The sequence below is a fragment of the Streptomyces sp. NPDC039465 genome (genome assembly GCF_055639315.1).
Genome location: NZ_JBVKAP010000002.1, coordinates 81,896 through 103,256, shown reverse-complemented (window position 1 = coordinate 103,256; position 21,361 = coordinate 81,896). Strand labels below are relative to the sequence as shown.

Annotated in this window: 18 protein-coding genes and 2 pseudogenes; 14 read left to right on the top strand and 6 right to left on the bottom strand. The window is 71.7% G+C overall.

What is annotated here, in order from left to right:
* Positions 1–52 precede the first annotated feature (52 nt).
* The 3 genes from helR to ACZ7LT_RS06690 all read left to right on the top strand — a co-directional run bounded on the left by helR (position 53) and on the right by ACZ7LT_RS06690 (position 3,699).
* The gene (gene helR / locus ACZ7LT_RS06700) at positions 53–2,242 is read left to right on the top strand and encodes an RNA polymerase recycling motor ATPase HelR (RefSeq protein WP_471234896.1); all 2,190 of its coding nucleotides are present in this window, start codon (positions 53–55) and stop codon (positions 2,240–2,242) included.
* 105 nt (positions 2,243–2,347) lie between these two features.
* Positions 2,348–3,247, top strand: a complete 900-nt coding sequence (locus tag ACZ7LT_RS06695; RefSeq protein ID WP_471234895.1) for an RNA polymerase sigma-70 factor — start codon at positions 2,348–2,350, stop codon at positions 3,245–3,247.
* Complete coding sequence (locus ACZ7LT_RS06690) at positions 3,235–3,699, top strand: SRPBCC family protein (RefSeq protein ID WP_471234894.1); 465 nt, start codon at positions 3,235–3,237, stop codon at positions 3,697–3,699. The genes ACZ7LT_RS06695 and ACZ7LT_RS06690 overlap by 13 nt, the downstream gene beginning before the upstream one ends.
* 16 nt (positions 3,700–3,715) lie before the next feature.
* Here the strand turns inward: ACZ7LT_RS06690 and ACZ7LT_RS06685 are convergent, their stop codons facing one another.
* Positions 3,716–4,375 (bottom strand): maltokinase N-terminal cap-like domain-containing protein, encoded by a 660-nt coding sequence (locus ACZ7LT_RS06685; RefSeq protein WP_471234893.1) that lies wholly within the window; start codon positions 4,373–4,375, stop codon positions 3,716–3,718.
* A 164-nt stretch (positions 4,376–4,539) separates the two neighbouring features.
* On the opposite strand from ACZ7LT_RS06685, the gene ACZ7LT_RS06680 reads away from it, so the two are divergent.
* The 3 genes and pseudogenes from ACZ7LT_RS06680 to ACZ7LT_RS06670 all read left to right on the top strand — a co-directional run bounded on the left by ACZ7LT_RS06680 (position 4,540) and on the right by ACZ7LT_RS06670 (position 5,838).
* Positions 4,540–4,950 carry a VOC family protein gene (locus ACZ7LT_RS06680; protein WP_471234892.1) on the top strand — a complete coding sequence of 137 codons (411 nt, stop codon included), beginning with the start codon at positions 4,540–4,542 and terminating at the stop codon, positions 4,948–4,950.
* A 70-nt stretch (positions 4,951–5,020) separates the two neighbouring features.
* Positions 5,021–5,284: pseudogene (locus tag ACZ7LT_RS06675) on the top strand (helix-turn-helix domain-containing protein); the annotation flags it as partial.
* A gap of 98 nt (positions 5,285–5,382) precedes the next feature.
* Positions 5,383–5,838: an iron chaperone gene (locus tag ACZ7LT_RS06670; RefSeq protein WP_471234891.1), complete on the top strand. Its 456-nt coding sequence runs from the start codon at positions 5,383–5,385 to the stop codon at positions 5,836–5,838.
* 5 nt (positions 5,839–5,843) lie between these two features.
* On the opposite strand, the gene ACZ7LT_RS06665 is transcribed toward ACZ7LT_RS06670, so the two are convergent.
* Positions 5,844–10,325, bottom strand: coding sequence for a cation-translocating P-type ATPase (locus ACZ7LT_RS06665; RefSeq protein ID WP_471234890.1), 4,482 nt, complete (start codon positions 10,323–10,325; stop codon positions 5,844–5,846).
* A gap of 93 nt (positions 10,326–10,418) precedes the next feature.
* Between ACZ7LT_RS06665 and ACZ7LT_RS06660 the strand changes: the two genes are divergently transcribed.
* From ACZ7LT_RS06660 to ACZ7LT_RS06640, 5 genes are all read left to right on the top strand, one after another.
* The gene (locus tag ACZ7LT_RS06660) at positions 10,419–10,841 is read left to right on the top strand and encodes a hypothetical protein (protein ID WP_471234889.1); all 423 of its coding nucleotides are present in this window, start codon (positions 10,419–10,421) and stop codon (positions 10,839–10,841) included.
* A gap of 250 nt (positions 10,842–11,091) precedes the next feature.
* Positions 11,092–11,844: a nucleotidyltransferase family protein gene (locus ACZ7LT_RS06655; protein ID WP_471234888.1), complete on the top strand. Its 753-nt coding sequence runs from the start codon at positions 11,092–11,094 to the stop codon at positions 11,842–11,844.
* Positions 11,841–12,104 (top strand): BON domain-containing protein, encoded by a 264-nt coding sequence (locus ACZ7LT_RS06650; RefSeq protein ID WP_471234887.1) that lies wholly within the window; start codon positions 11,841–11,843, stop codon positions 12,102–12,104. Before ACZ7LT_RS06655 ends, ACZ7LT_RS06650 begins: the two co-directional genes overlap by 4 nt.
* Positions 12,101–12,865, top strand: coding sequence for a metallophosphoesterase family protein (locus ACZ7LT_RS06645; protein ID WP_471234886.1), 765 nt, complete (start codon positions 12,101–12,103; stop codon positions 12,863–12,865). The genes ACZ7LT_RS06650 and ACZ7LT_RS06645 overlap by 4 nt, the downstream gene beginning before the upstream one ends.
* A 51-nt stretch (positions 12,866–12,916) precedes the next feature.
* Entirely contained in the window at positions 12,917–13,165 is a 249-nt protein-coding gene (locus ACZ7LT_RS06640) for a DUF6480 family protein (protein ID WP_471234885.1), read from the top strand.
* A gap of 33 nt (positions 13,166–13,198) precedes the next feature.
* On the opposite strand, the gene ACZ7LT_RS06635 is transcribed toward ACZ7LT_RS06640, so the two are convergent.
* On the bottom strand, positions 13,199–14,383 hold the full coding sequence (locus ACZ7LT_RS06635) for a zinc-dependent alcohol dehydrogenase (RefSeq protein WP_471234884.1): 1,185 nt from the start codon (positions 14,381–14,383) through the stop codon (positions 13,199–13,201).
* Between the two features lie 239 nt (positions 14,384–14,622).
* Between ACZ7LT_RS06635 and ACZ7LT_RS06630 the strand changes: the two are divergent.
* Positions 14,623–16,410, top strand: a pseudogene (locus ACZ7LT_RS06630) (thiamine pyrophosphate-requiring protein).
* A 6-nt stretch (positions 16,411–16,416) separates the two neighbouring features.
* Here the strand turns inward: ACZ7LT_RS06630 and ACZ7LT_RS06625 are convergent.
* The gene (locus ACZ7LT_RS06625) at positions 16,417–17,130 is read right to left on the bottom strand and encodes a UdgX family uracil-DNA binding protein (protein WP_471234883.1); all 714 of its coding nucleotides are present in this window, start codon (positions 17,128–17,130) and stop codon (positions 16,417–16,419) included.
* A gap of 239 nt (positions 17,131–17,369) precedes the next feature.
* Here ACZ7LT_RS06625 and ACZ7LT_RS06620 point away from each other — a divergent pair, with 239 nt between their 5' ends.
* Positions 17,370–17,861: a hypothetical protein gene (locus tag ACZ7LT_RS06620; RefSeq protein ID WP_471234882.1), complete on the top strand. Its 492-nt coding sequence runs from the start codon at positions 17,370–17,372 to the stop codon at positions 17,859–17,861.
* A 45-nt stretch (positions 17,862–17,906) separates the two neighbouring features.
* On the opposite strand, the gene ACZ7LT_RS06615 is transcribed toward ACZ7LT_RS06620, so the two are convergent.
* Both ACZ7LT_RS06615 and ACZ7LT_RS06610 read right to left on the bottom strand, forming a co-directional pair.
* On the bottom strand, positions 17,907–18,716 hold the full coding sequence (locus tag ACZ7LT_RS06615) for an SDR family oxidoreductase (protein WP_471234881.1): 810 nt from the start codon (positions 18,714–18,716) through the stop codon (positions 17,907–17,909).
* A gap of 49 nt (positions 18,717–18,765) precedes the next feature.
* On the bottom strand, positions 18,766–19,512 hold the full coding sequence (locus ACZ7LT_RS06610) for an SDR family oxidoreductase (RefSeq protein ID WP_471234880.1): 747 nt from the start codon (positions 19,510–19,512) through the stop codon (positions 18,766–18,768).
* A gap of 567 nt (positions 19,513–20,079) precedes the next feature.
* Between ACZ7LT_RS06610 and ACZ7LT_RS06605 the strand changes: the two genes are divergently transcribed.
* A complete protein-coding gene (locus ACZ7LT_RS06605; protein WP_471235594.1) occupies positions 20,080–21,357 on the top strand; it encodes an MFS transporter in 1,278 nt (425 codons plus the stop codon).
* Positions 21,358–21,361: the final 4 nt, after the last annotated feature.

The window sequence follows — 21,361 nt, the reverse complement described above, 5'->3', positions numbered from 1 at the left end:
CCAGGACCTGCGGAAACGGTGCAGGCCGTGGCCTCGGACTGGAGCTGCTGACATGAACCCCCCGACTGCGAGGACTCCCCTGACCACCAGCGCGTTCAACCTTGCCGACCACCTTTCCCCCAAGGCCGACCCGACCCTGATCGCCGGCGACGAGCAGCACTTCGCGGCTATCGCGGAGAGCCTTGAGCAGGCCATCGCCGAACTGTCCGACCGTCTCGATGCCCTGCGCAAGGCGCCCGGCGGCATCGGCCGGGAGGCCATGGAGCGGGACATGGAGATCCACCGGCTGTCCGGTCGTCTGCGCGCCCTGCGCCGCTTCGGTCTGGACCTGTGCCTCGGACACGTCGTCAGCGCGGACAACTCCGAGCCCGTGTACATAGGACGGCTCGGCCTGACCGACAGCACAGGCCGTCGACTGCTGCTCGACTGGCGTTCCCCCGCGGCCGAGCCGTTCTTCGCGGCGACCCACGCCAACCCGATGGGCCTGGCGAGCCGCCGCAGGTACCGCTGGACCCGCGGCCGGATCAGCGACTACTGGGACGAGGTGTTCACCGCGGAGGGGCTTGAAGGGCACGCCGCGCTCGACGACCAGTCCGCCTTCATCGCCAGCCTGGGCAGCAACAGGTCGAGCCGCATGCGGGACGTACTCTCCACCATCCAGGCCGACCAGGACGCCATCGTCCGAGCGGAATCCCGCGGCGCGCTCGTCGTCGACGGCGGGCCGGGTACGGGCAAGACCGTCGTCGCCCTGCACCGCACCGCCCACCTCCTCTACTCCGATCCCCGTCTCGGTCACCGTCGCGGCGGCGTACTCTTCGTCGGTCCGCACCGGCCCTACCTGGCGTACGTCGAAGACGTCCTGCCCAGCCTCGGCGAGGAGGGCGTGCAGACCTGCACGCTGCGGGACCTCGTCGACGAAGGCGCCACGGCGGCGGTCGAGACCGACCCGGAGGTGGCCCTCCTGAAGTCGTCCGCGGACATGGTGAAGGCCATCGAGGGGGCTGTCAGGTTCTACGAGGAGCCGCCCGCCGAGGGGATGACAGTCACGACCGACTGGGCCGACCTCTGGCTGAGCGCCGACGACTGGGCCGAGGCGTTCGAAGCGCCAGGACCGGGGACCCCGCACAACGAAGCGCGCGAGCTGATCTGGGAAGAGCTGCTCACGATCCTGATGGACAAGCTCGACGGCGACGTCTCGCCCGAGCAGTTCCGCAAGTCGCTCATGCAGGACAGGGAACTGGTCAGCACCCTCAACGGCGCGTGGCCGCTGCTCGAAGCGGCCGACATCGTCGGCGACCTGTGGTCGGTCCCCGCCTACCTGCGGATGTGCGCGCCCTGGCTCGATCGCGAGGACGTACGCAAGCTGCAGCGCAAGGAGGCCCCCCAGGCCTGGACGGTGTCCGACCTACCGCTGCTGGACGCGGCACGTCAGCGGCTCGGCGACCCGGAGGCGTCCCGCCGCAAGCAACGGCACGACGCCGCTGTCGCCGCCCAGCGCGAGCGCATGACGCAGGTCGTCGACAACCTGATCGCCGCCGCGGCCGACTCCGGCGCCGACGGTGACGACGGCGAAGGCCTGGTGACGATGTTGCGCGGCAAGGACGCCCAGGTCAGCCTGGTCGACGAGGCCGAACTGCCCACCACCGGCCGGGACCTGCTCGCCGGCCCGTTCGCGCACATCGTCGTGGACGAGGCCCAGGAACTGACCGACGCGGAATGGCAGATGCTGCTGCTCCGCTGCCCGTCCCGGAGCTTCACCATCGTCGGGGACCGGGCGCAGGCCAGGCACGGGTTCACGGAGTCGTGGGAGGAGCGGCTGGAACGGGTCGGGCTGAACCGGATCACCATGGCCTCTTTGAGCGTCAACTACCGCACGCCGGAAGAGGTCATGAAGGAAGCCGAGCCGGTCATCCGGGCCGCGCTCCCGGACGCCAACGTGCCGACCTCCATCCGCAGCAACGGCCTCCCCGTCGTGCACGGCTCCGTCGCGGATCTGGACACGGTCCTCGACACCTGGCTCGCCGCCAACGCCGACGGGATCGCCTGCGTCATCGGCGACCCCACGTTCCGGGAGACGTCCCGCGTCCGGTCGCTGACCCCGGGGCTGTCGAAGGGCCTCGAGTTCGACCTCGTCGTCCTCATCGACCCGGAGACGTTCGGCCAGGGCATCGAAGGAGCGGTCGACCGCTATGTCGCGATGACCCGAGCGACCCAGCAACTCGTCATCCTGACCAGCTCCTGACGAGCTCCTGACGGGCCGTCCTCGTGAGCTGAATCACGATCGTGGACTGTCACGGTTCTCCGACGCGGCGTGTCTCGATGGGCGTGCGAAGAAAGGAGTCGGGGCATGGCTGAGGACGCCTTCAGCGAGCACCGTCCGCTGCTGTTCACCATCGCCTACGAGATGCTGGGCAGTGCCGCCGACGCCGAGGACGTGCTGCAGGAGAGCTACCTTCGCTGGAGCGGGGTCGATCCGGCCACCGTAGGGCACCCGCGCGCCTATCTGGTGCGCGTGGTGACCCGGCAGGCCCTCAACCACCTGCGAGCGGTCAAGGCGCGGCGCGAGGAGTACGTCGGGACGTGGCTGCCCGAGCCGATCCGTACCGCGCCCGACGTCGGCGAGGACGTGGTCCTGGCCGAGTCGGTGTCCATGGCCATGATGCTCGTCCTGGAGACACTGAACCCGCACGAGCGTGCGGTGTTCGTGCTGCACGACGTGTTCGGCTACACCCACGGCGAGATCGCCGCCTCGATCGGCAGGACCGAGGTCGCCGTCCGGCAGATCGCCCACCGCGCACGCCAGCATGTGCACGCGCGGCGCCGCCGCTTCGAGCCCGACTCCGACGCCGCGCGGGAGGTCGTCCAGCGGTTCCTCCTCGCGGCGGCGAGCGGTGAAGTGCAGGGACTGATGGACTTGTTGGCGCCCGATGTCGTACAGATCTCGGACGGCGGAGGAAAGGTGGTCGCCGCCCGCCGGCCGATCACCGGCCGCGCCGACGTCGCCCACTTCGTCCTCGGCGTCCTCCGCACCACCACCACCGCGACGACCCAGGTCGAGCACACCGCGTACAACGGCATGCCCGCCGCACGGTTCCTCAACGACGGCGTGCTCGACTGGCTGGTCGCGTTCGAGATCGACAACGGGCGGATCACCGGCCTCTACGGCATCCGCAACCCGGACAAGCTGCACAGCGCCGATGCCGTGCGGCCACTCGACAGAGGAGGACGACAGACATGGAAACCATGACCGTCGAGCGCGTCATCGACGCCCCGATCGACGAGGTGTTCGCCTGGCTCACCACCACCACCAACTACACCCGTTCACCACTGGTGGTGCGCTGCCGCCTGACCCGGCGCGGCAAGGGCGCGCCCTACGGTGTCGGCGCGGTGCGCAGCCACCTCTGGCTGATCGGCTGGTTCCGGGAAAGGATCACGACGTACGAGCCGCCGTACGCCACCGAGTACGTCGTCGAGCGCAGCCTGCCACCGTCCAGGCACGAACTCGGCCGCATGACGTTCACCGCGGTCGACGGCGGTACGCACGTGTGCTGGACCACCCGGGCCGAGATCCCCGTCCCCCTGATCGGCGCCCTCCTCACCCGGCACTTCGCGCGCCCGATCATCACCCGTACCTTCGGCAACATCCTCGACGCTGCCAACACCGCGCTGGCTCAACGCACTCGGTCGGCGCGGGCCTGACGACCCCGATGCAGAGCTACGCCCGGGTGCTGGTGTGCACGGCGGCGAACACTCCCCGGGCGCGGGTGCCACCCGGTATCTGCCAGGAGCCGGTGACGTGGCCGATCGCTCCCCGCGGAGGAAGGAGCGGGCCGTCCGGGGCGGGCTTCAGGACCCGGTGCAGGCGGAGGGTCGTGCCCTGCGGCGTGGTCAGTCCGGTGCCCTCCTGATCGTCGGTGGTGGTGAAGTCCGTGGAGAGGGAGCCCTCACCGGTGTACGAGGCGATGACCTCCGGGTCGGGGACGTCGCTGATGTTCTGATCCTGGGCCTGCACCCGCCCCTCGATCAGGGCCAGCAACTGGGCGCCCATCACGGGGTCGTGGCACCCGTCATACGCCCAGCGCTGCCCCAGCACACCATGCTCCATGGTGCCGACGAGGGCGTGCTCGGCACCGTCGAGCGGGGCGCCGCGGTAGGTGAGCGGGACCAGGTAGGTGGCCGGGTGGGGGCCGGAGGCGTCGGTGACCACGATGAACTCGATCCCGACCTCGCCCTGCGGATCGTCCAGCCGGAAGCCGCCGGCCTTCGCCAACTGCGGTTCGCCCGCGCCGGCCTGGTACCACGGACGGGAGGGAAGCCAGGAGGTGAGCAGTTCGAGCTTGGTCGGCTTGAGGACGGTCTGGTGGATGACGGCCATGGTGATGGCTCCCTTCCGTTGAGCGGATGCGAACCCTCACACCTTCGCATCCGCGCGGGCTGACAGGGCGGTTGTCCAATCGGCAAGATCCAAAAGAGGGTCGGTGGTCAGACGATCAGGAATGGAGAAGCGCCGGTCGCCGAGCCGCTACTAACGTGGCGGCCATGGACATCACCATTCACACCACCGCCCTTCCTCATGACGACCCGGACGCCTCCCTGGTCTTCTACCGGGACACCCTCGGCTTCGAAGTCCGCAGCGACGTCGGACAGGGCAAGATGCGCTGGATCACGGTCGGCCCCGTCGGCCAGCCGGGCACGTCCATCCTCCTGGCACCGCCGGCCGCCGACCCGGGCATCACCGAGGACGAGCGCCGCACCATCGCCGAGATGATGGCCAAGGGCACCTACGGCTGGATCCTGCTGGCCACCCGGGACCTCGACGGCACCTTCGAGAAGGTGCAGGCCGGCGACGCCGAGGTCGTCCAGGAGCCGACCGAGCAGCCGTACGGCATCCGCGACTGCGCATTCCGTGATCCCGCGGGCAACCTGATCCGCATCCAAGAGCTCCGCTGAGCCGTCCGGTCATGGACCGGGCCTCGGTGGCGTCCTCAGACGCCGGCGAACATCGACGAAAGGTTCCCTCATGTGTCACCCCGCATGGAGACGCGCACTCGTCGCCGCGCAGCGACTGGGCGACCTCGCACGACTGCGCCGCGTCCGCGACCGGATCGACCGGGAGTACGCGCAGCCGCTGGACGTCGAGGCGCTCGCCCGCGACGCGGGCATGCCGGCCGGGCACCTCAGCCGGGAGTTCCGGCTCGCGTACGGCCTGTCGCCGTACGCCTACCTGATGGCACGTCGCATCGAGCGCGCCGCGGCGCTGCTGCGCCACGGCGACCTCGGCGTCGTGCCGAAACAACCGATCAGTTTCGAAGAAGCCACCGTCCGGGCCTCGCACCTAGCCTGAACTGGCCCCGGTCAAACCCCTAAGAGAGGAAACCCGCCATGAAGGACACGCAGACCTCCGCCAAGAAGTACGACGGATTCACGGAGGAGGAGCGGGACGCGATGAAGGAGCGCGCCAAGGAGATGAAGGCGTCGGCGCGCCGCGGCACGCGTGCCGCCAAGGCGGACACGGAGAGCGAGGTGCTCGCGAAGATCGCCGAGATGCCGGAGGCGGACCGCATCCTTGCCGAGCGGATCCACGCCATAGTCAAGGCCGACGCGCCGGTCCTCACGGCGAAGCTCTGGTACGGGATGCCCGCGTACGCCAAGGACGGCAAGGTCGTCTGCTTCTTCCAGAGCGCGCAGAAGTTCAAGTCCAGATACGCCACGCTCGGCTTCAGTGACCAGGCGAACCTCGACGAAGGCACGATGTGGCCGACCTCCTTCGCCCTGACGGAGCTCACCCCCGCCGACGAGGCCCTCATCGGTGCGCTCATCAAGAAGGCGGTGAGCTGAGGCCGTCACCCGGTCCCGGTGACCGGCACCGGGCTCACGGTCGGCGCCTGCGTGTCTTCCTGCGCGTCGACCGGTGCGGACTCCCCGCCCTCCTCCTCCGCTTCGTCGGCCGCTTCGATCATGCTGCGCACGAGCGGAGACAGCAGCGTCCCGAGCAGGGTGGCCGTGGCGATGGCGCCCAGGGTGATGCCCCACGCGACCGGGCCCAGAGGGGTGCAGCCGAAGAACTGGCTGACCCCCGGCGTCTGGATGATGCCCGCGAGCACCCCCGCCGAGCCCAGGCCGGCGAGCAGAACATGGCGGTCCAAGCCGCCCGTGATGAGTGTCTGGGCCAGCTGGGTCCCGACGACCGCCGCGAGCGCGACGGTACTGGCCCGCGCCGCGCGCCCCGTCAGGCGGGCCGCGCCCCAGGCCAGGCCCGCCCCAGTGGCGGTGGTCAGTCCACGCAGCAGCATCTCGGCGGTGAGCGCCGAGCCCAGGGAGCGGTGGGGGCCTTCCATCAGGAGGCGCTCGGCGGTCTGGCCCGTCGGCTCGCGTACGGCGATCGCCAGGGACGGCGCGAGGTCGGTGAGGAGGTTGACCAGCATGATCTGGCGGGCGTTCAGGGGGGTGCTGCCGGTGAGCGCGGAGGCGAGGACGCTGAAGGTGACCTCGCCGAGGTTGCCGCCCAGGAGAATGGCGAGCGCCGCCCGGACGGAGGTCCACATGGCCCGGCCCTCCATCAGGGCCGAGACGATCGTCTCCAGTCGGTCGTCGCTGACCACCAGATCGGCGGCCGCGGTCGCCGCGGGGGTGCCCCGCCTGCCCAGGGCTATGCCCACGTCCGCGAGCCGGATCGCCGGCGCGTCGTTGGCGCCGTCGCCGGTCATCGTCACGACGCGGCCGATGCGTTGGTAGGCCTGGACGATACGGACCTTGTGGTGCGGGCTGCACCGGGCGATGACATCGACCGTCGGAAGGAGCTCGTCGAGCGCGTCGTCGTCGAGCTCGTCCAGCTCGGCTCCCGTGCACACCTTCGGCTCCGCCACGTCGCTGATGGTGGCGGCGATGGCATCGGCGGTCGCGGGATGGTCCCCCGTGATCATCACGGTCTGTACGCCCGCCTCCCGCAGACGCGCGGTGGCGGGCGCCGCGCTCGTACGGACCGGGTCGGCGAGCGTGAGGAAACCCAGGAACTCCAGGTCGCGCACGGCGTCGTCGGTGAGCTCCTCGCCCTTGTCCATGGTCCGTTCGGCCACGGCGAGGACCCGCCGTCCCGCGCCCGCCAGCTTCTCGGCACGGGCGGTCAGTTCACCGAGCCCGTCCTTGTCGAGGCGGGGCTTCTTGCCGCCCTCCCGTCGCCGCGTACAGCGTTCGAGAACGTTCTCCGGGGCGCCTTTCACACTGAGCAGCACGCCGTGCGTGGTCTGTCCGGAGGTGGCGTGGTAGGCGCGGGACGGCTCGAACGGCAGGCTGTCCATGCGCCGCCAGCGGGCCGCTCCCTGCCGCGCGGCGACATGGGCGCGGCGCGCTCCCGCCGTCACCGCCCGGTCGGTCTGGTGTGCCATGGCCTCCGCCTGCCGGGCCGGGGGAGTGGCCCGCAGCGCCGCCGCGAGCACCTGCTTGCGCGGGCCGTCCAGCGCGTCGACGGGCAGTGCCTCGTCCGCGTCGCTCACCTCCGCGAGCTGGAGCTTGCCCTCGGTGAGCGTCCCGGTCTTGTCGAAGCAGAGGACGTCGGCGCGGCCGAGCGCCTCGATGGTGCGGGGGTTGCGGACGAGCGCACCGGCATCGGCCAGTCGGCGTGCGGCGGCCATCTGGGCGGCGTTGACCAGGAAGGGAAGCCCTTCGGGGACCGAGGCGACGGCGAGATTGACCGCCGAGGCGAGGTTGTCGGTCAGAGGCCGGCCGTGCAGCAGTCCTGAGGCGGCGACCGCGGTGACCGAGCCGAGCGCGACCGGCAGGCTGGCCCGGGTGAGCGCGGTCAGCCGGGCTTCGACGCCGGTTTCGGGGGCCGCCTGCCGTGCGGTGGCCAGGCTCCGGCCGACCTCGGTGGCCGACCCGGTGGCCACCACGACCGCCACGGCGCGGCCCGCGGACACCGTGGTGCCCTCGTAGAGCATCGAGCGGCGGCCGGTGAGTTCGGCGGCGACCACGGGAGAAGGATCCTTGCTCACGGAGAGCGACTCACCGGTCAGGGACGACTCGTCGGCCTCCAGACCTTCCGCCTCAAGCAGTCGGCAGTCGGCGGGCACCACGTCCTCGGGGCCCAGGACGACGACGTCGCCCGGCACCAGGTCGCCCGCCGCGACCAGGCGTTCGCGGCCTCCCCTGCGCACCCGCGCGCCGATCGCCGAGCGGGCGAACAGCTCCGCGAGGGCCCGTTCCGTCCTCACCCGCTGGAAGCCGCCGACGAGCGCGGACGTCCCCGTGATGGCGGCGACGAGCGCGCCGTCCGTACGGGAGCCGAGGGCCGTGGACAGGGCGGCGCCCGCGGCCAGGATCGGAGTGAGCGGGTTCGCCAGCTCTTCGATGAACGCCCAGGGCAGCGTGAGCCGCGCCGGTTCGCCCGGTGCGGAGGCGCCCCTGGCACGGGCGGCCGCCTCGTCGGCGCTCAGTCCGTCCGAGCCGCTGCCGAGGCGCTCCAGCACCCGGTCGGCAGGCATGAGGTGCCAGGGAACGTTGCTCACCGGCGGGGCGAGCGGGCGGGCGAGAAGCTGCCGGGCCCGCCAGCCGCCGAGACAGAAGGCGAACCCTCCCGCCGTGTCGCCGACGCCCAGGGCCCGGGACGTCGCCAGCCGCGGTCGCGCCCGCAGGGCCGCCACCGCGCCGACTCCGCTGCCGCCGGCGGCGAGCATCGCGCTCTCGTGGTCGACCCTGGCGGCCACCCCCACGGCATCCACGATCAGCCCCGCCGATTCCAGGTCGGCGCCCACAAGAAGGTGCGCCCCCCACGGCGGGGGTTCGCCCTCCAGCTGGACACCGACTCCGCAGTCGGCCGCGGCCAGCGCCCGCCGGTTCCCGGAGAGTACGAGGACGACCGCGCCGTCCGCCTGGAGCCCGCGCACCGAGGCGACCAGCCGCCCGCCCGCCGGGACCACGGCGTCCGCGAAGGAGAGCCCCGGCTTGTCCCGGTCGGTCGCCAGGACCACGCGGGCACCCGCCCGGCGCGCCGCGGCCACCACGGCGTCCGCGCCGTGGGCCTTCTGCGCGGAGAGTCCGGCCACGGCCTGGAGCCGGCGGCCCTTGGCCAGCCCGATCACCCGCTCGCTGCCCCTGCGCCGCAGCCGCCCTTCGGCCTGGCGGCCCGTACGGCCCGTCAGGTCCAGGTCGGCGAGCGGCCCCAGCGTCCAGCCCGCTTCATGGTGGGTGGTCCGCAGCGGTTCGTCCGGGTCGAAGAGTGCGAAGAGCCGCTCGGCCGTCAGTTCCGGGTCGGCGCCGCTGAGCACTTCCAGGTCGACGGGTTCGTACCGGTCGCTGCGCAGCGTGGCCTCGTCGAGGAGTACGGTGTCGACCTGGCCCAGCCGCCGGAGGGCGCCGCGGTCCATCGTCACGACACCGCGCAGGGCCAGGGACCGGCCGAGGGCGGTGGCGAAGCCCTCACGCCCGGCTTCCGGGGCCTTCGGGACGGCCGAGAGGGCCACGGCCAGGGCACGCCGGAGGCCGACGAAGGGGATGGCGGCCGCGCCGGCCGCGGTGCCGACCGCCGCGGCCTGCCGGGCGTAGCGGTCCGTGACGTCCCGGGGTGTCGCGCCGGGCCGTTCGACCACGAGGGGTTCGGCCGCCGCGTCCTCGGGGCCGCGTACCAGCCGGGGTTCGGCTTCCTCCCAGGCCTTCCGCTCGGCGGTGGCCTCGCGCCACTGCGCCTGCCGCTTGACGACGTCGAAGATGATGCCGCCGCCGCGGGTCGCCACACCCTTGGCCAGTGCGCTGATCACGGGCAGCAGCGACTCCGTCTGCTCCGGGGTGCTGAGCGCGGCGACCAGATGCCGCAGGTCCGGGTGGTACCTGAGCGCGTCGACGAGCGCCGGCACCTCGGGCGGCAGCCTGACCCAGGGCGCGACCAGCCGGGCGGTGGAGATTCCGAGCCCGACCGCGTCCGCCGTCAGCGCGGACAGTGTCTGGCGGGTTTTCGGGCCTTCACAAGGGTGGTGCGGTTCGGGGCACCATTCGTCGAACTGGTCCGCTTCCTCGGGGCCGTGGGCTTCGGCGTGTTCGACCAGTGCGATCAGTTCCCGCTCGTCCGGTTGCGCAGCCCCCACGGCCACGACGACCCGTTCGGAGGGGGCGTTCACGCGCGCCCACAGCACACCGGGATGGCGTTCCAGTACGCGCTCCACCCGCCGGGCGACCCGCTCGCCCTCCGGGCCGTGCACGCCGTGGACCTCGATGTAGCAGCGCCCCGGGCGCCACCAGACGTCACGCCGCGGAAGCCCGACGGCGACCGCCAGACCGCGTACTCCTGCCGTGACGCCCGACGTCAACCACCCGATCGGGGAAGGCACCCACATGGCTCCAGTTTCATGCACCGGTCCCGGATGGGCCATGCAAGAGGGGGCATAAGCGGTTTGTCCACTGTTTCGCATCGTCGGGATGTGAGATCCATGACGGCACCCAAGAACACCGGCAAGCGTGAGTCCGCGGGCAAGGCGAAGGCCGCGAAGGCCGCGGAGGGCATGGGGCCCGGGCCGGTTCCTGAGCACGCCGACCAGAGCGGCGGCACCGCCACGAAAGAGCGCGAAGAGCGCACCATCACCGTCACCGTCCCCTCCTTCGACAAGGTGGCGAGCGGCGCGGTGAACGCGGCGATGCTGCCCGTGGCGCTGGCCCGCCAGGTCCTGCCCGCGAAGCGCGGCGTCCCGGTCTATGTGGGACTGGGGGTGCTCGGCGTCGCCGACGTCCTCGAATGGCCCGTCGCCATCGGCTTCGGCGTCTGCTACGCCATGCTCCGCCGCCGCAACCAGGGCGCCACGCCGTCCACCCCGGGCCCCGGCACGCCTTCCGCCACGCGGCCCGCGGCCGCCTGAGGCCCCGCCCAGGGATGCGACCGGGATCGCCCGGCTCCGGGCGGAGCCGGGCGCACGGGGAGGCACGTACCGGCGGCGGAGGAGAGGCTGACGTGCGGCCGGGCGTGCGGCCGGGGCATCACCGTCCGCGCGCCGCTCGTGGCGTACCATTTGTCCGGTTCGGACTGATCTGGCAGTACCGCCGATTCCGCCCACGCAGCATCCGGCATTCGGCGCTCGTGCCTGACGGACGGGCAGGACGGAGCGCGTCATGAATTCCGCGACAGAGAGTCACTCCACGGCCGAGGGCACGACAGGGAGCGCGGCGGAGAGCCAGGGCGAATCCCGGCGGTTGCACGTCGCCGACGCCCCCGATGCCGCACGCTCCGCCCCGCCGCGCCGTGACAGGGCCGAGAACCGAGCCCCGGGCGAGGCCAGGACCCTGCCGAAGGATCACACCCAGGCGATCCTGGAGACGACCAAACAGGTGGCCGTGCTGCTGAAGGCGTCCGGCTACCCCTTCGCGCTCGCCGGCAGCGTCGCCGCGCACGCGCACGGCGTCCCGGCGGTCCTCCAGCACGACACGGACTTCTGCATCCGGCGCCAGGACGTCGACGGCGTGGTGCAGACCCTGCGGGAGGGCGGCGTGGAAATCGTGCCCAGCCCGGAGGACTGGCTGGTCAAGGCCCGCGCCGGCGGCGAGGAGATCGACCTGATCTTCGAGCTCTCCCACCGGCCCGTGACCGACGACATGCTGCAGAAGGCGCCGGTGCTGGCCGTCGACTCCGTCCGCATGCCGGTCCTGGCCCCGTACGACATGCTGAGCAGCCGGCTCGCCGCCCTCTCCGAGCAGTACTGCGACTTCGGACGGCTGCTCACCATCGCGCGGGCGCTGCGGGAGCGCATCGACTGGGACGCCCTGCGCAGCGAGTACGAGCAGGAGCCGCTACCCGACGCGTTCCTCTATCTCCTCGAACGACTCGGAGTCATCGAGCCCCGGAAACCCAAGGAGGAGAGGCCATGACCACCGGCGGCACCCCGGAGCACGGGTACCGCATCGCGCGCCTGCGTGAGCGGCTTGCCCGCGACGACATCGCCGAGCTGGGCATCCGGATCGAGGAGCGCGGCGGAGCCTTCCTCCTCTCCGGCACCGTCCCCACGGCCGCGCACCGGGACCACATCCTGCGCATCGCCCAGGAGGAGCTGGGCGACACCGTCGTCGTGCGCTCCGACCTGATGGTCGCCTCGGCGTCCGCGCCCGACCGCTCCGAGGAGCTCCCATGATCCGAATCGCGGCTGTCGGCGACATCCATCTGGGTGAGGATTGCCGAGGCCTGCTCCGCCCTGCCTTCGACACCCTCGGTGACTCCGCGGACGTCCTCCTGCTGGCCGGCGACCTCACCCGCCACGGCACCGTCCCGGAAGCCGAGATCGTCGCCGCGGAGGTGGATGGGCTGCCGGTCCCGGTCGTGGCCGTCCTGGGAAACCACGACTACCACTCCGACCGCGAGGCGGAGGTGACGGCCGTACTGGCCGACGCCGGGGTCGCCGTTCTGGAGGGGGGCGGCACCACCCTGGACATCCGCGGCACCAAGGTCGGCATCGCCGGGACCAAGGGCTTCTGCGGCGGCTACGAGGGCCGCAGCGCGGGCGAGTTCGGCGAGCCGCTGATGAAGGAGTTCGTCCGCTACACCCGCCGCTGCGCGTCCAGCCTGCGCAGCACGCTCGAAGCGCTCGCCGAGGACGGATGCGCCGTCCGGATCGCGCTGACGCACTTCTCGCCGGTGCCGGACACCCTCGCCGGCGAGCCGCCGGAGATCTACCCCTTCCTCGGCAGCTACCTGCTCGCCGAGGCGGTGGACGAGGGCGGAGCAGATCTGGCCGTGCACGGCCACGCCCATCTGGGCGTCGAGCACGGTATGACGGCGGGCGGGGTACGCGTACGCAATGTCGCACAGCCTGTGATCGACCGCGCGTTCGCCGTCTACCACCTGGAGGTGCCGCACTCCTCGGTGCCGCAGGCATCCCTGGCCGGTCATCAGTAGGGGCCATGGCCGGGCATCAATAGATCGGGGCAAACCGGGCAGCTGCCGCGTATGACTGCCAACAACCCCGACCCTGTCAACAACCCCGACCCCGATCCCCGAGTCTCCTCCGGCCTGGAGCCGGGTGGCTCGGTACCGCCGGGCGAGACGCCACCCGCCGAGTCGAGCACGTCCTCGGGCGCGGGCCCGTACGAGCCCCGAAACCGAGGCTGGGCCAAGGGCCCGCTGTTCGTCATCTCCCTGGTGGTTCTCCTGATCGCGGCGTTCTTCCTGGTCTACGCGCTCGTCCTGATCTTCTGAGCGCGGACCGTCCGAGGGCCGCCACCGCTGCCGCTACGGCTTCAGCAGCGTCTTCACCATCCCATCGGCCTTCGCCTGGAACGTCTCGTAGGCCTGCGGCCCCTCCTCCAGCGGCAGCACGTGGGTGGCGAAATGCTCCACGCCCAGAGGATCGCTGTCCGTGAGCAAGGGCAGGATGTCGTCCACCCAGCGCCGGACATTGGCCTGCCCCATGCGCAGCTGCAGCTGCTTGTCGAAGAGGGTCAGCATCGGGATGGGATCGGCCATCCCTCCGTACACCCCGGCGAGGGAGATCGTGCCGCCTCGCCGCACCACGTCGATCGCCGTGTACAACGCGTTCAGCCGGTCGACCCCGAGATGCTCCATGACCCGCTGCGCGAGCCCGCCGGGCAGTTTGGACGTGGCCCACTGCGCCGCCTTGACCAGCGGCGCGCCGTGCGCCTCCATGCCGACGGCGTCGATGACGGCGTCCGTGCCGCGGCCGTCGGTCAGGTCGCGGATCGCGTCGCCCAGCCCATGGTCGTACTCGCGCAGGTCCAGGGCCGTCACCCCACGCGAGGAAGCCCGGCGCAGCCGTTCGGGTACGAGGTCCACGCCGACGACGAGCCCGGCGCCGCGGTGCAGCGCGATACGGGCGGCCATGTCACCGATGGGCCCGAGGCCGAGGACAGTGAGCGAACCACCCGCGGGGACGGCGGCGTACTCGACGGCCTGCCAGGCGGTGGGGAGCACGTCGGACAGGTAGACGAAACGTTCGTCGGGCGGCCCCTCAGGCACCTTCACCGGCAGCGTGTCACCGAACGGCACCCTCAGGAACTGCGCCTGCCCGCCCGGCACCTGCCCGTACAGCTTGGTGTATCCGAACAGCGCGGCACCCGTTCCCCGTTCGCGTACCTGGGTGGTCTCGCACTGCGAGTGCAGGCCCTGCGCGCACATGAAGCACGTACCGCAGGAGACGTTGAAGGGCACCACGACCCGGTCGCCGGGCGACAGGCTCCGCACCTCGGGACCGGTCTCCTCCACGATGCCCATCGGCTCGTGGCCGAGGATGTCACCGGGATCGAGGTACGGGCCCAGGACTTCGTACAGATGCAGGTCGGAACCGCAGATCCCGGTCGAGGTCACCCGGACGATCACATCGGTCGGGTCCTGGATCCGCGGGTCGGGGACCGTCTCGACCCGGACGTCCCTCCTGCCCTGCCAGGTCAGTGCACGCATCGTGTCCTCCCGGTCCGGATAGGTTCCGCGTAGGTTCCGGATAGGTTCGACGGCCGGCCGTCGACGGGCGGGCCGTCCCACCGGCGGGTACCCCGAGGCGGATGGATCATCCTGAATCCGGCCGCGGATCCGAGGCCGTGGTTCTGGCCGTGGTTCCGGCCGTCCGATGTTTCTCCGGCGGCAGACGGGTAGGCGCGCCGTACCGATCGAACCGGTGACAACGGACGGAGTCCCCCGTCATGAAGGTTTCGGACCACATCCTCGAACGCCTCCGCGAGTGGGGCGTCGAGCACGTCTTCGGCTACCCGGGTGACGGCATCAACGGTCTGCTGGCCGCCTGGGGGCGCGCCGACAACGTGCCGCGGTTCATCCAGTCGCGGCACGAGGAGATGAGCGCCTTCGAGGCGGTCGGCTACGCCAAGTTCTCGGGCCGCACGGGAGTCTGCACGGCGACCTCCGGCCCCGGCGCCATCCATCTGCTCAACGGCCTCTACGACGCGAAGCTCGACCACGTCCCCGTGGTCGCGATCGTCGGGCAGACCGACCGCACCGCGATGGGTGGCTCGTACCAGCAGGAGGTCGACCTGGCGGCCCTCTTCAAGGACGTGGCCTCGGACTTCTGCGGCATGGTCACCGTCCCCCAGCAGCTGCCCAACGTCCTCGACCGGGCCATGCGCGTGGCGACCGCCCGCCGCACCGCCACCGCGGTGATCGCCCCGGGGGACGTGCAGGAGATGGAGTACGAGGCGCCCGAGCACGCCTTCAAGATGGTGCCCTCCAGCCTGGGCATGGGCCGATCCGTGGTCGTGGCCGCCGACGAGGACATCGAGCACTGCGCCGAGATCCTCAACGCCGGCGAACGCGTCGCCGTGCTCGTCGGGCAGGGGGCACGCGACGCCCGCCCCGAAGTCGAGCAGGTCGCCGAACTCCTGGGAGCCGGCGTCGCGAAGGCGCTGCTGGGCAAGGATGTTCTGCCCGACACCCTGCCGTACGTCACCGGCGCGATCGGTCTGCTGGGCACCCGGCCGTCGTTCGAGCTGATGCGGGACTGCGACACCCTGCTGGTGATCGGTTCCAGCTTCCCGTACAGCCAGTTCCTGCCGGAGTTCGGCAAGGTGCGGGCCGTCCAGATCGAGCTGGAGCCGTCCATGGCGGGGCTTCGCTACCCCTTCGAGCTCAATCTCGTCGGGGACGCGGCGGCGACCCTCAAGCGGCTGATTCCCTTGCTGCACCGCAAGTCCGACCGGTCCTGGCGCGAGGGCGTCGAGCGGCGCACAGCCCGGTGATGGGAGGTGATGGAGCGGCGCGCCGCCGTGTCCGCCGACCCGATCAACCCGGAGTACGTTGTCCACGCCCTCGACGGTCTGCTGCCCGACGACGTGATGCTCGCCGCAGACTCCGGTTCCGCCGCGAACTGGTACGCGCGGCACCTGCGGATACGGGGCGACATGCGCGGGTCCCTGTCGGGGACGCTGGCCACGATGGGGTCGGGCGTTCCCTATGTGATCGGCGCGAAGTTCGCCCAGCCGGACCGGCCGGCTGTCGCGATCGTCGGCGACGGCGCGATGCAGATGAACGGCCTCGCCGAGCTGATCACGGTCGCCAAGTACTGGACGCGGTGGCGCGATCCGCGGCTCGTCGTCGCCGTCCTCAACAACCGGGACCTCAATCAGGTGACGTGGGAGATGCGCGCCCTGGAGGGAGCCCCGCAGTTCGAGGAGTCCCAGCGGCTGCCCGACGTGCCGTACGCCGCGTTCGCCCGGGAACTGGGCCTGGACGGAGCGCGCGTGGACGACCCCGGGGACGTGGAGTCCGTCTGGCGCCAGGCGCTGACGGGGGACCGGCCGTTCGTCATCGACTTCCGTACGGACCCTGCCGTGCCGCCCATCCCGCCGCACGCCACCCTCGAACAGATCGCCAACGTCGCCGAGGCCGTGGCCCTGGGCGACAGCGACCGGGCATCGGTCCTGCGCCAGGGCCTCAAGGCGAAGGTGCAGAACCTCCTGCCCGGCGGCAGGAGCAAGTGAGGACGACTACGAAGCACCCTTGCCCTGGGACAGCACGTCCGCGACGACCCGCAGATCGGAGACCAGACCGTCGTACACGGCGTCGCGGTCGTCGGCGCGCAGGACTGCCGACGGGTGAATCGTCGCCACAAGGCCTCGCACACCCTCCGCGGCCGCGCCGCCGTCGCCGTCCCCCGCGTCGCCCAGATCCGGCCACGGCAGGAGCGCGCCACGCTGTTCGGTGACGCGGAACGACGAACCGAGCAGCGCTTTTCCCGCCGTGGCACCGAGCGCGACGACCACCTCCGGGGACACGAGCCGCAGTTCGGCGAGGAGCCACGGCCGACACGCCGTCATCTCCCGCAGGTTCGGCGCTTTGTGGATCCGGCGCTTGCCGCCTTCAGGGGTCGTGAACTTGAAGTGCTTGACCGCGTTCGTGACGTACGCCGACTCGGGGTCGATGCCCACGTCCCCCAGCGCCCGCGCCAGGACCTTTCCGGCCGGACCGACGAACGGCCTGCCCTGCCGGTCCTCCTGGTCGCCCGGCTGCTCCCCGAGGAGCAGGAGACGGGCGGCGGTGTCGCCCTCGCCGAACACCGTCTGTGTCGCGTTCTCGTGCAGGGGACATCCCCGGCACTGGGCCGCGGCCTTGCGGAGACCCGGCAGGCCCGCGCGGCCGCCGGGAAGGAAGGGTGTGGCGTCGTACGCCTGCTCCGGCTGCCCGTCATGGGTCGTTCCCATGCCTCGTCACCTCCGCTGTTCCCGCTGAGGCACGGCCGGCACCGGGCCGCCCAGCGCCTGATGCCACCCTGCGCCCGGGCGAGCGCTGCCGCAATCCGGCGTACGGCCGCACGCCGAGAGGGCCCGGGTGACGGGACACGCGCCGCGGCGGCCGTGGATGCCGGGTGGATCGGGCGTGGGCGGGCGAGGATGCGTACGGGAGAGGACGAACCGGTCCTTGTCAGGCGAAAGAAGGCCGCATGAACCACCGAGCTCTGAGCATCTACCTCAACGACCATCTGGCGGGGGCCACGTCCGGAGTCGAGCTCTCCCGGCGCATCGCTGGGGCGCACCGCTCCTCGGCGCGGGCGGGGGAGCTGCGGCGTCTGGCGGACGACATCGCCGAGGACCGGGAGAGCCTCCTCGCCTTGATGGACGCGCTGGACGTCACTCCTCGCCGGTACAAGGTCTACGGCGGGTGGGTGGCGGAGAAGCTCGGCCGGCTCAAGCCGAACGGCCGTGTCTACCGGCGCTCGGGCCTGAGCACGCTGATCGAGCTGGAGACGCTGCGGCTGGGGATCCAGGGCAAGCACGAGCTGTGGCAGGCGCTCCTGCCCGTCGCCACGGAGCACGACGGCTTCGACGAGGAGCGGCTGCGGGCGCTGCTGGAGCGGGCCGCGGACCAGATGGCCTCCGTGGACGAGCTGCACCACACCGCCGCGGAGACCGTCCTGAGTGGCCACCGCGCCTGAGGCCGGCCGGGGCCACCCCCTGAGCGACCTGAGGTGCCGGGACCCTCACGGGCGGCGCCAGGAGTCGTCGTCGAGATGGGAGCCCGCCATGGGGCCCATCCGCAGCATCCCGCCGTCGACCGACCAGGAGGCTCCGGTGACGTAGGAGGCCTCGGGGCCCGCCAGGAACGCGATCACGGCCGCGACTTCCCGGGCGTCCCCAGGGCGCCGCAGCGGAATGCCGCGGCGCGTCACCCTCATCACGTCCTGGTCCTCCTGGCCGGTCATCGGGGTGGCGATCTCACCCGGGGCGACGGCGTTGACCGTGATGCCGTGCTCGGCGAGTTCCAAGGCCATCACCTGCGTGAGCAGCCCCAGACCGCCCTTGGCGGCGCAGTACGGTGCCGCGCCGACGCGTGGCTGGTGCTCGTGCACGGACGTGACGTTGACGATCCTTCCCCCGCCGCCCTGCGCGATCATGCGGCGCGCCGCCCGCTGCCCGCACAGGAAGGGGCCGATCAGGTCGACGTCGATGACCTCCTGGACCTTGGCGTGGTCGAGCTCCAGATACGGTGTCGCGGTGCCGGTGCCGGCATTGTTGACCAGCACGTCCAGGCGCCCCAGATCCTCGGCGAGCGCGTCGATGACATCGGCCGCCTCGGGCAGCCGGGTGAGGTCCATCTCGGCGACGGAGGCGCGCCGGCCGTGGCGGCGCACCTCGGCCGCGGTGGCTTCCGCGCCCTCCCGGTCGGTGTGGAAGGTGATGCCGACGTCCATGCCGTCGGCGGCGAGACGGACGGCCGTGGCCCGTCCGATGCCGGAGTCGCTGCCGGTGATGACGGCGACCGGGGTGTGTGCACCTGCTGAGGCGGACATCTCGCTCCTTCATATGGCATGGCCGGAAGCGCGATTCACGGCCAGGAAGTCACGGCCAGGACGGCTCCTTGCGGGGGACGACCACCAGTTCGGAGACCGCGCTGCCGGCCGGCACCGAGAGCGCGTACAGCACGGTGTCGGCCACGATGTCCGGGCTCTGCAGCATCGACACGTCGGCGTCCGGGAAGCGCTCGAGGATGAACGGCGTCTCCATGCCGCCCGCGATGACCCCGGTGACCCCGATGCCGGGGCAGTCCCGCTGCGCCTCCTTGAACAGCGTGTGGGTGAAGGCGCGCAGCCCCGTCTTGCCCGCCGCGTACGGTCCCGCCTCGGTCCAGGTGCGGTTCGCCGCGGTGGAGAGGATGTTCACGATGTGACCGCCGCCACGGGCCACCATGCGGCGGTAGTTCTCCAGACACAGATACATCGGGCCGAGCAGATTCGTGGTGACCACCCGCGTCACCTCGTCGGCCGTCAGGTGCTCGATCGGCTTGGACACGTCCACGGCGGCGTTGTTGATCAGCACGTCCACCGCATGTCCCTCGGCGTCCAGGTCACGGAAGACGTCCGCCACCATCCGGGCGTCCCGGACGTCCATCTCGACGAAGCGGGCGTCGCACCCGGCGCCGGTCAGGTCGTCGCACAGTTCGCGTGCCATGTCCTTGCGTACGTCCGCCACCAGCACCGACGCCCCGGCCGAGGCCAGTCTCCGGCAGATGGACGCGCCCAGACCGCGCGCCCCACCGGTCACCAGCGCCCGCCTGCCGTGGAGGTCGACCCGTACTCCGCTGTCCATGCTCTCCGCCTTCCGTCACTTGCGTGCGTCCGCGCCCGGCCATGTGCAAGGAGTGACCACTCCGTCTCCCACTGTGGAGCCTGCCGGGGGATCCGGCACGCGGTGCTAGACCGCCGGCCGGACCCCGGTTGCCGCGCGAGCGTGGCCCGCATCACGTCGACGCGCCCGCAAGCGTGCGGGCGAGCCGGAGCAGCGGTTCCTGTGAGCAAGCACACCAGAAGTTCAAGTCGCCGTGTTCCCCAAGGATTTCGGGCTGTCCGCGGCGCCGCTTCCCCACCCCTACCTTTCGATTCGGGCTATTTCTGCAAAACTGGACACCGCTGTGCCCGGAGGCCCGAAGGAGCGCCCGACGAGCGGTACAGCACGCAAGAGTTCCGGCGGAGCGGCCGCACCACGCCTCTCGTAGCCCGCTCTCCGCCGCATCCGCCACAGCCCGGGCATGCTTCCGCGCCCGGGCTCGTCACTGAGTACTGGACTGTGCCCTCTCACTCCAAGGCCCCAGCCGCGCCGCGTCCTGCCCCCGTACGGGACGACCGCTCGCCCTGGCGCTCCCTCAAGTACCGCAGCATGCGCTGGTGGTCCGTCGCCAACTTCGTGTCCAACGCGGGCACATGGATGCAGCTCACGGTGCAGAACCTGCTCGTGCTGCAGATCACCGGATCCGCCGCGGCGACCGGCCTGTCGCTGTCCGTCCAGGCGGCGCCCGGGCTGCTCATGGGCGTCGTGGGCGGCGCCGTCGTCGACCGGTGGCCCCGGAAGCTGACCGCTGCCGTCAGCCAGGCCCTGCTGGGCGCCGTCGCCTTTGTGACGGCCGTCCTCGTGGTCACGGACCAGCTCAACCTCGGCGTACTGATGGCCCTGGCGGCGATCACCGGTCTGATCGCCACCGTCGACGGGCCCGCGTGCGCGCTGCTCGGCAACGACCTGGTCCGCACCGAGGACGTTCCCTCCGCCATCGGGGTCGGATCGCTCGTGCACAACGCGGGGCGGCTCGCCGGGGCCGCGCTGGGCGGTATCACGGTCGGCTTCCTCGGTACGGCCGCCGCGTACGCGGCCAACGGGCTCTCGTTCCTCTTCGTCGCCCTGGTGATCCCCTTCCTGCGTCCCGTACCGCAGGCCGCGCGCCGCCCCGAGGCGCGCCACAAGGCCGCGGACGGGCCGTCGCCCGGCCGGAGCCAGGAGGACAGCCAGGACGACAGGACCGTGCGCCAAGGGCTCATGTTCTTCTTCCGCCGGCCACGGCTGGTCGCGCTCGCCGGCATCACGGGCATCAGCGCCGTCTTCGGCCGGAACTACGGGCTCACCCTGGCGGTCCTCGTCACCGGTCCGCTCGCGGGCGGAGCCGGCGCCTTCGGCACCGTCTCCACCGTGCTCGCGGTCGGCGGCATCCTCGGCGCGGTGCTGGGCGCCCGGCTGCGCAAGCCCTCCGTCCGGCTCGTCGGCACCCTCGCCGCGGCCGGAGCCCTGCTCCAGGTGGTGGCGGGTCTGTCGCCCTCCCTCGCCGTCCTGCTCGTCCTCGTCCTGCCCATGGCCGTCGTCGAGTCGGTGTCGGACACGGCCGGCACGACCATCCTCCAGACGGATCCGCCCGCGCACATGCGAGGACGCGTACTCGGCGTCTGGAACACCATCAAGACCTCGTGGGGTCTCGCCGGACCGCCGCTGCTCGGCCTCCTGATGGAACTGGCCGGGGCGCGGGGCGCTCTCGTCACGGGCGGACTGCTCATCGCCGCTGCCATCGGGGCCGGCTACGTGCTCCGCAGCCGCAGCACCGCGACCACGGTCGTGCTGCGGACGGACGAGCCGCTCGCGGCCGGAAAGCCGGCCCTGACCACCGCCGCCTGACCCG

Coding starts and splice junctions, on each gene's coding strand:
- ACZ7LT_RS06620 (WP_471234882.1), top strand. CDS start 17,370: ATGAACCACCGAGCTCTGAGCATCTACCTCAACGACCATCTGGCGGGG.
- ACZ7LT_RS06645 (WP_471234886.1), top strand. CDS start 12,101: ATGATCCGAATCGCGGCTGTCGGCGACATCCATCTGGGTGAGGATTGC.
- ACZ7LT_RS06695 (WP_471234895.1), top strand. CDS start 2,348: ATGGCTGAGGACGCCTTCAGCGAGCACCGTCCGCTGCTGTTCACCATC.
- ACZ7LT_RS06660 (WP_471234889.1), top strand. CDS start 10,419: ATGACGGCACCCAAGAACACCGGCAAGCGTGAGTCCGCGGGCAAGGCG.
- ACZ7LT_RS06615 (WP_471234881.1), bottom strand. CDS start 18,716: ATGTCCGCCTCAGCAGGTGCACACACCCCGGTCGCCGTCATCACCGGC.
- ACZ7LT_RS06625 (WP_471234883.1), bottom strand. CDS start 17,130: ATGGGAACGACCCATGACGGGCAGCCGGAGCAGGCGTACGACGCCACA.
- ACZ7LT_RS06640 (WP_471234885.1), top strand. CDS start 12,917: ATGACTGCCAACAACCCCGACCCTGTCAACAACCCCGACCCCGATCCC.
- ACZ7LT_RS06665 (WP_471234890.1), bottom strand. CDS start 10,325: ATGTGGGTGCCTTCCCCGATCGGGTGGTTGACGTCGGGCGTCACGGCA.
- ACZ7LT_RS06610 (WP_471234880.1), bottom strand. CDS start 19,512: ATGGACAGCGGAGTACGGGTCGACCTCCACGGCAGGCGGGCGCTGGTG.
- ACZ7LT_RS06650 (WP_471234887.1), top strand. CDS start 11,841: ATGACCACCGGCGGCACCCCGGAGCACGGGTACCGCATCGCGCGCCTG.
- ACZ7LT_RS06635 (WP_471234884.1), bottom strand. CDS start 14,383: ATGCGTGCACTGACCTGGCAGGGCAGGAGGGACGTCCGGGTCGAGACG.
- ACZ7LT_RS06670 (WP_471234891.1), top strand. CDS start 5,383: ATGAAGGACACGCAGACCTCCGCCAAGAAGTACGACGGATTCACGGAG.
- helR (WP_471234896.1), top strand. CDS start 53: ATGAACCCCCCGACTGCGAGGACTCCCCTGACCACCAGCGCGTTCAAC.
- ACZ7LT_RS06680 (WP_471234892.1), top strand. CDS start 4,540: ATGGACATCACCATTCACACCACCGCCCTTCCTCATGACGACCCGGAC.
- ACZ7LT_RS06685 (WP_471234893.1), bottom strand. CDS start 4,375: ATGGCCGTCATCCACCAGACCGTCCTCAAGCCGACCAAGCTCGAACTG.
- ACZ7LT_RS06655 (WP_471234888.1), top strand. CDS start 11,092: ATGAATTCCGCGACAGAGAGTCACTCCACGGCCGAGGGCACGACAGGG.
- ACZ7LT_RS06690 (WP_471234894.1), top strand. CDS start 3,235: ATGGAAACCATGACCGTCGAGCGCGTCATCGACGCCCCGATCGACGAG.
- ACZ7LT_RS06605 (WP_471235594.1), top strand. CDS start 20,080: ATGCGCTGGTGGTCCGTCGCCAACTTCGTGTCCAACGCGGGCACATGG.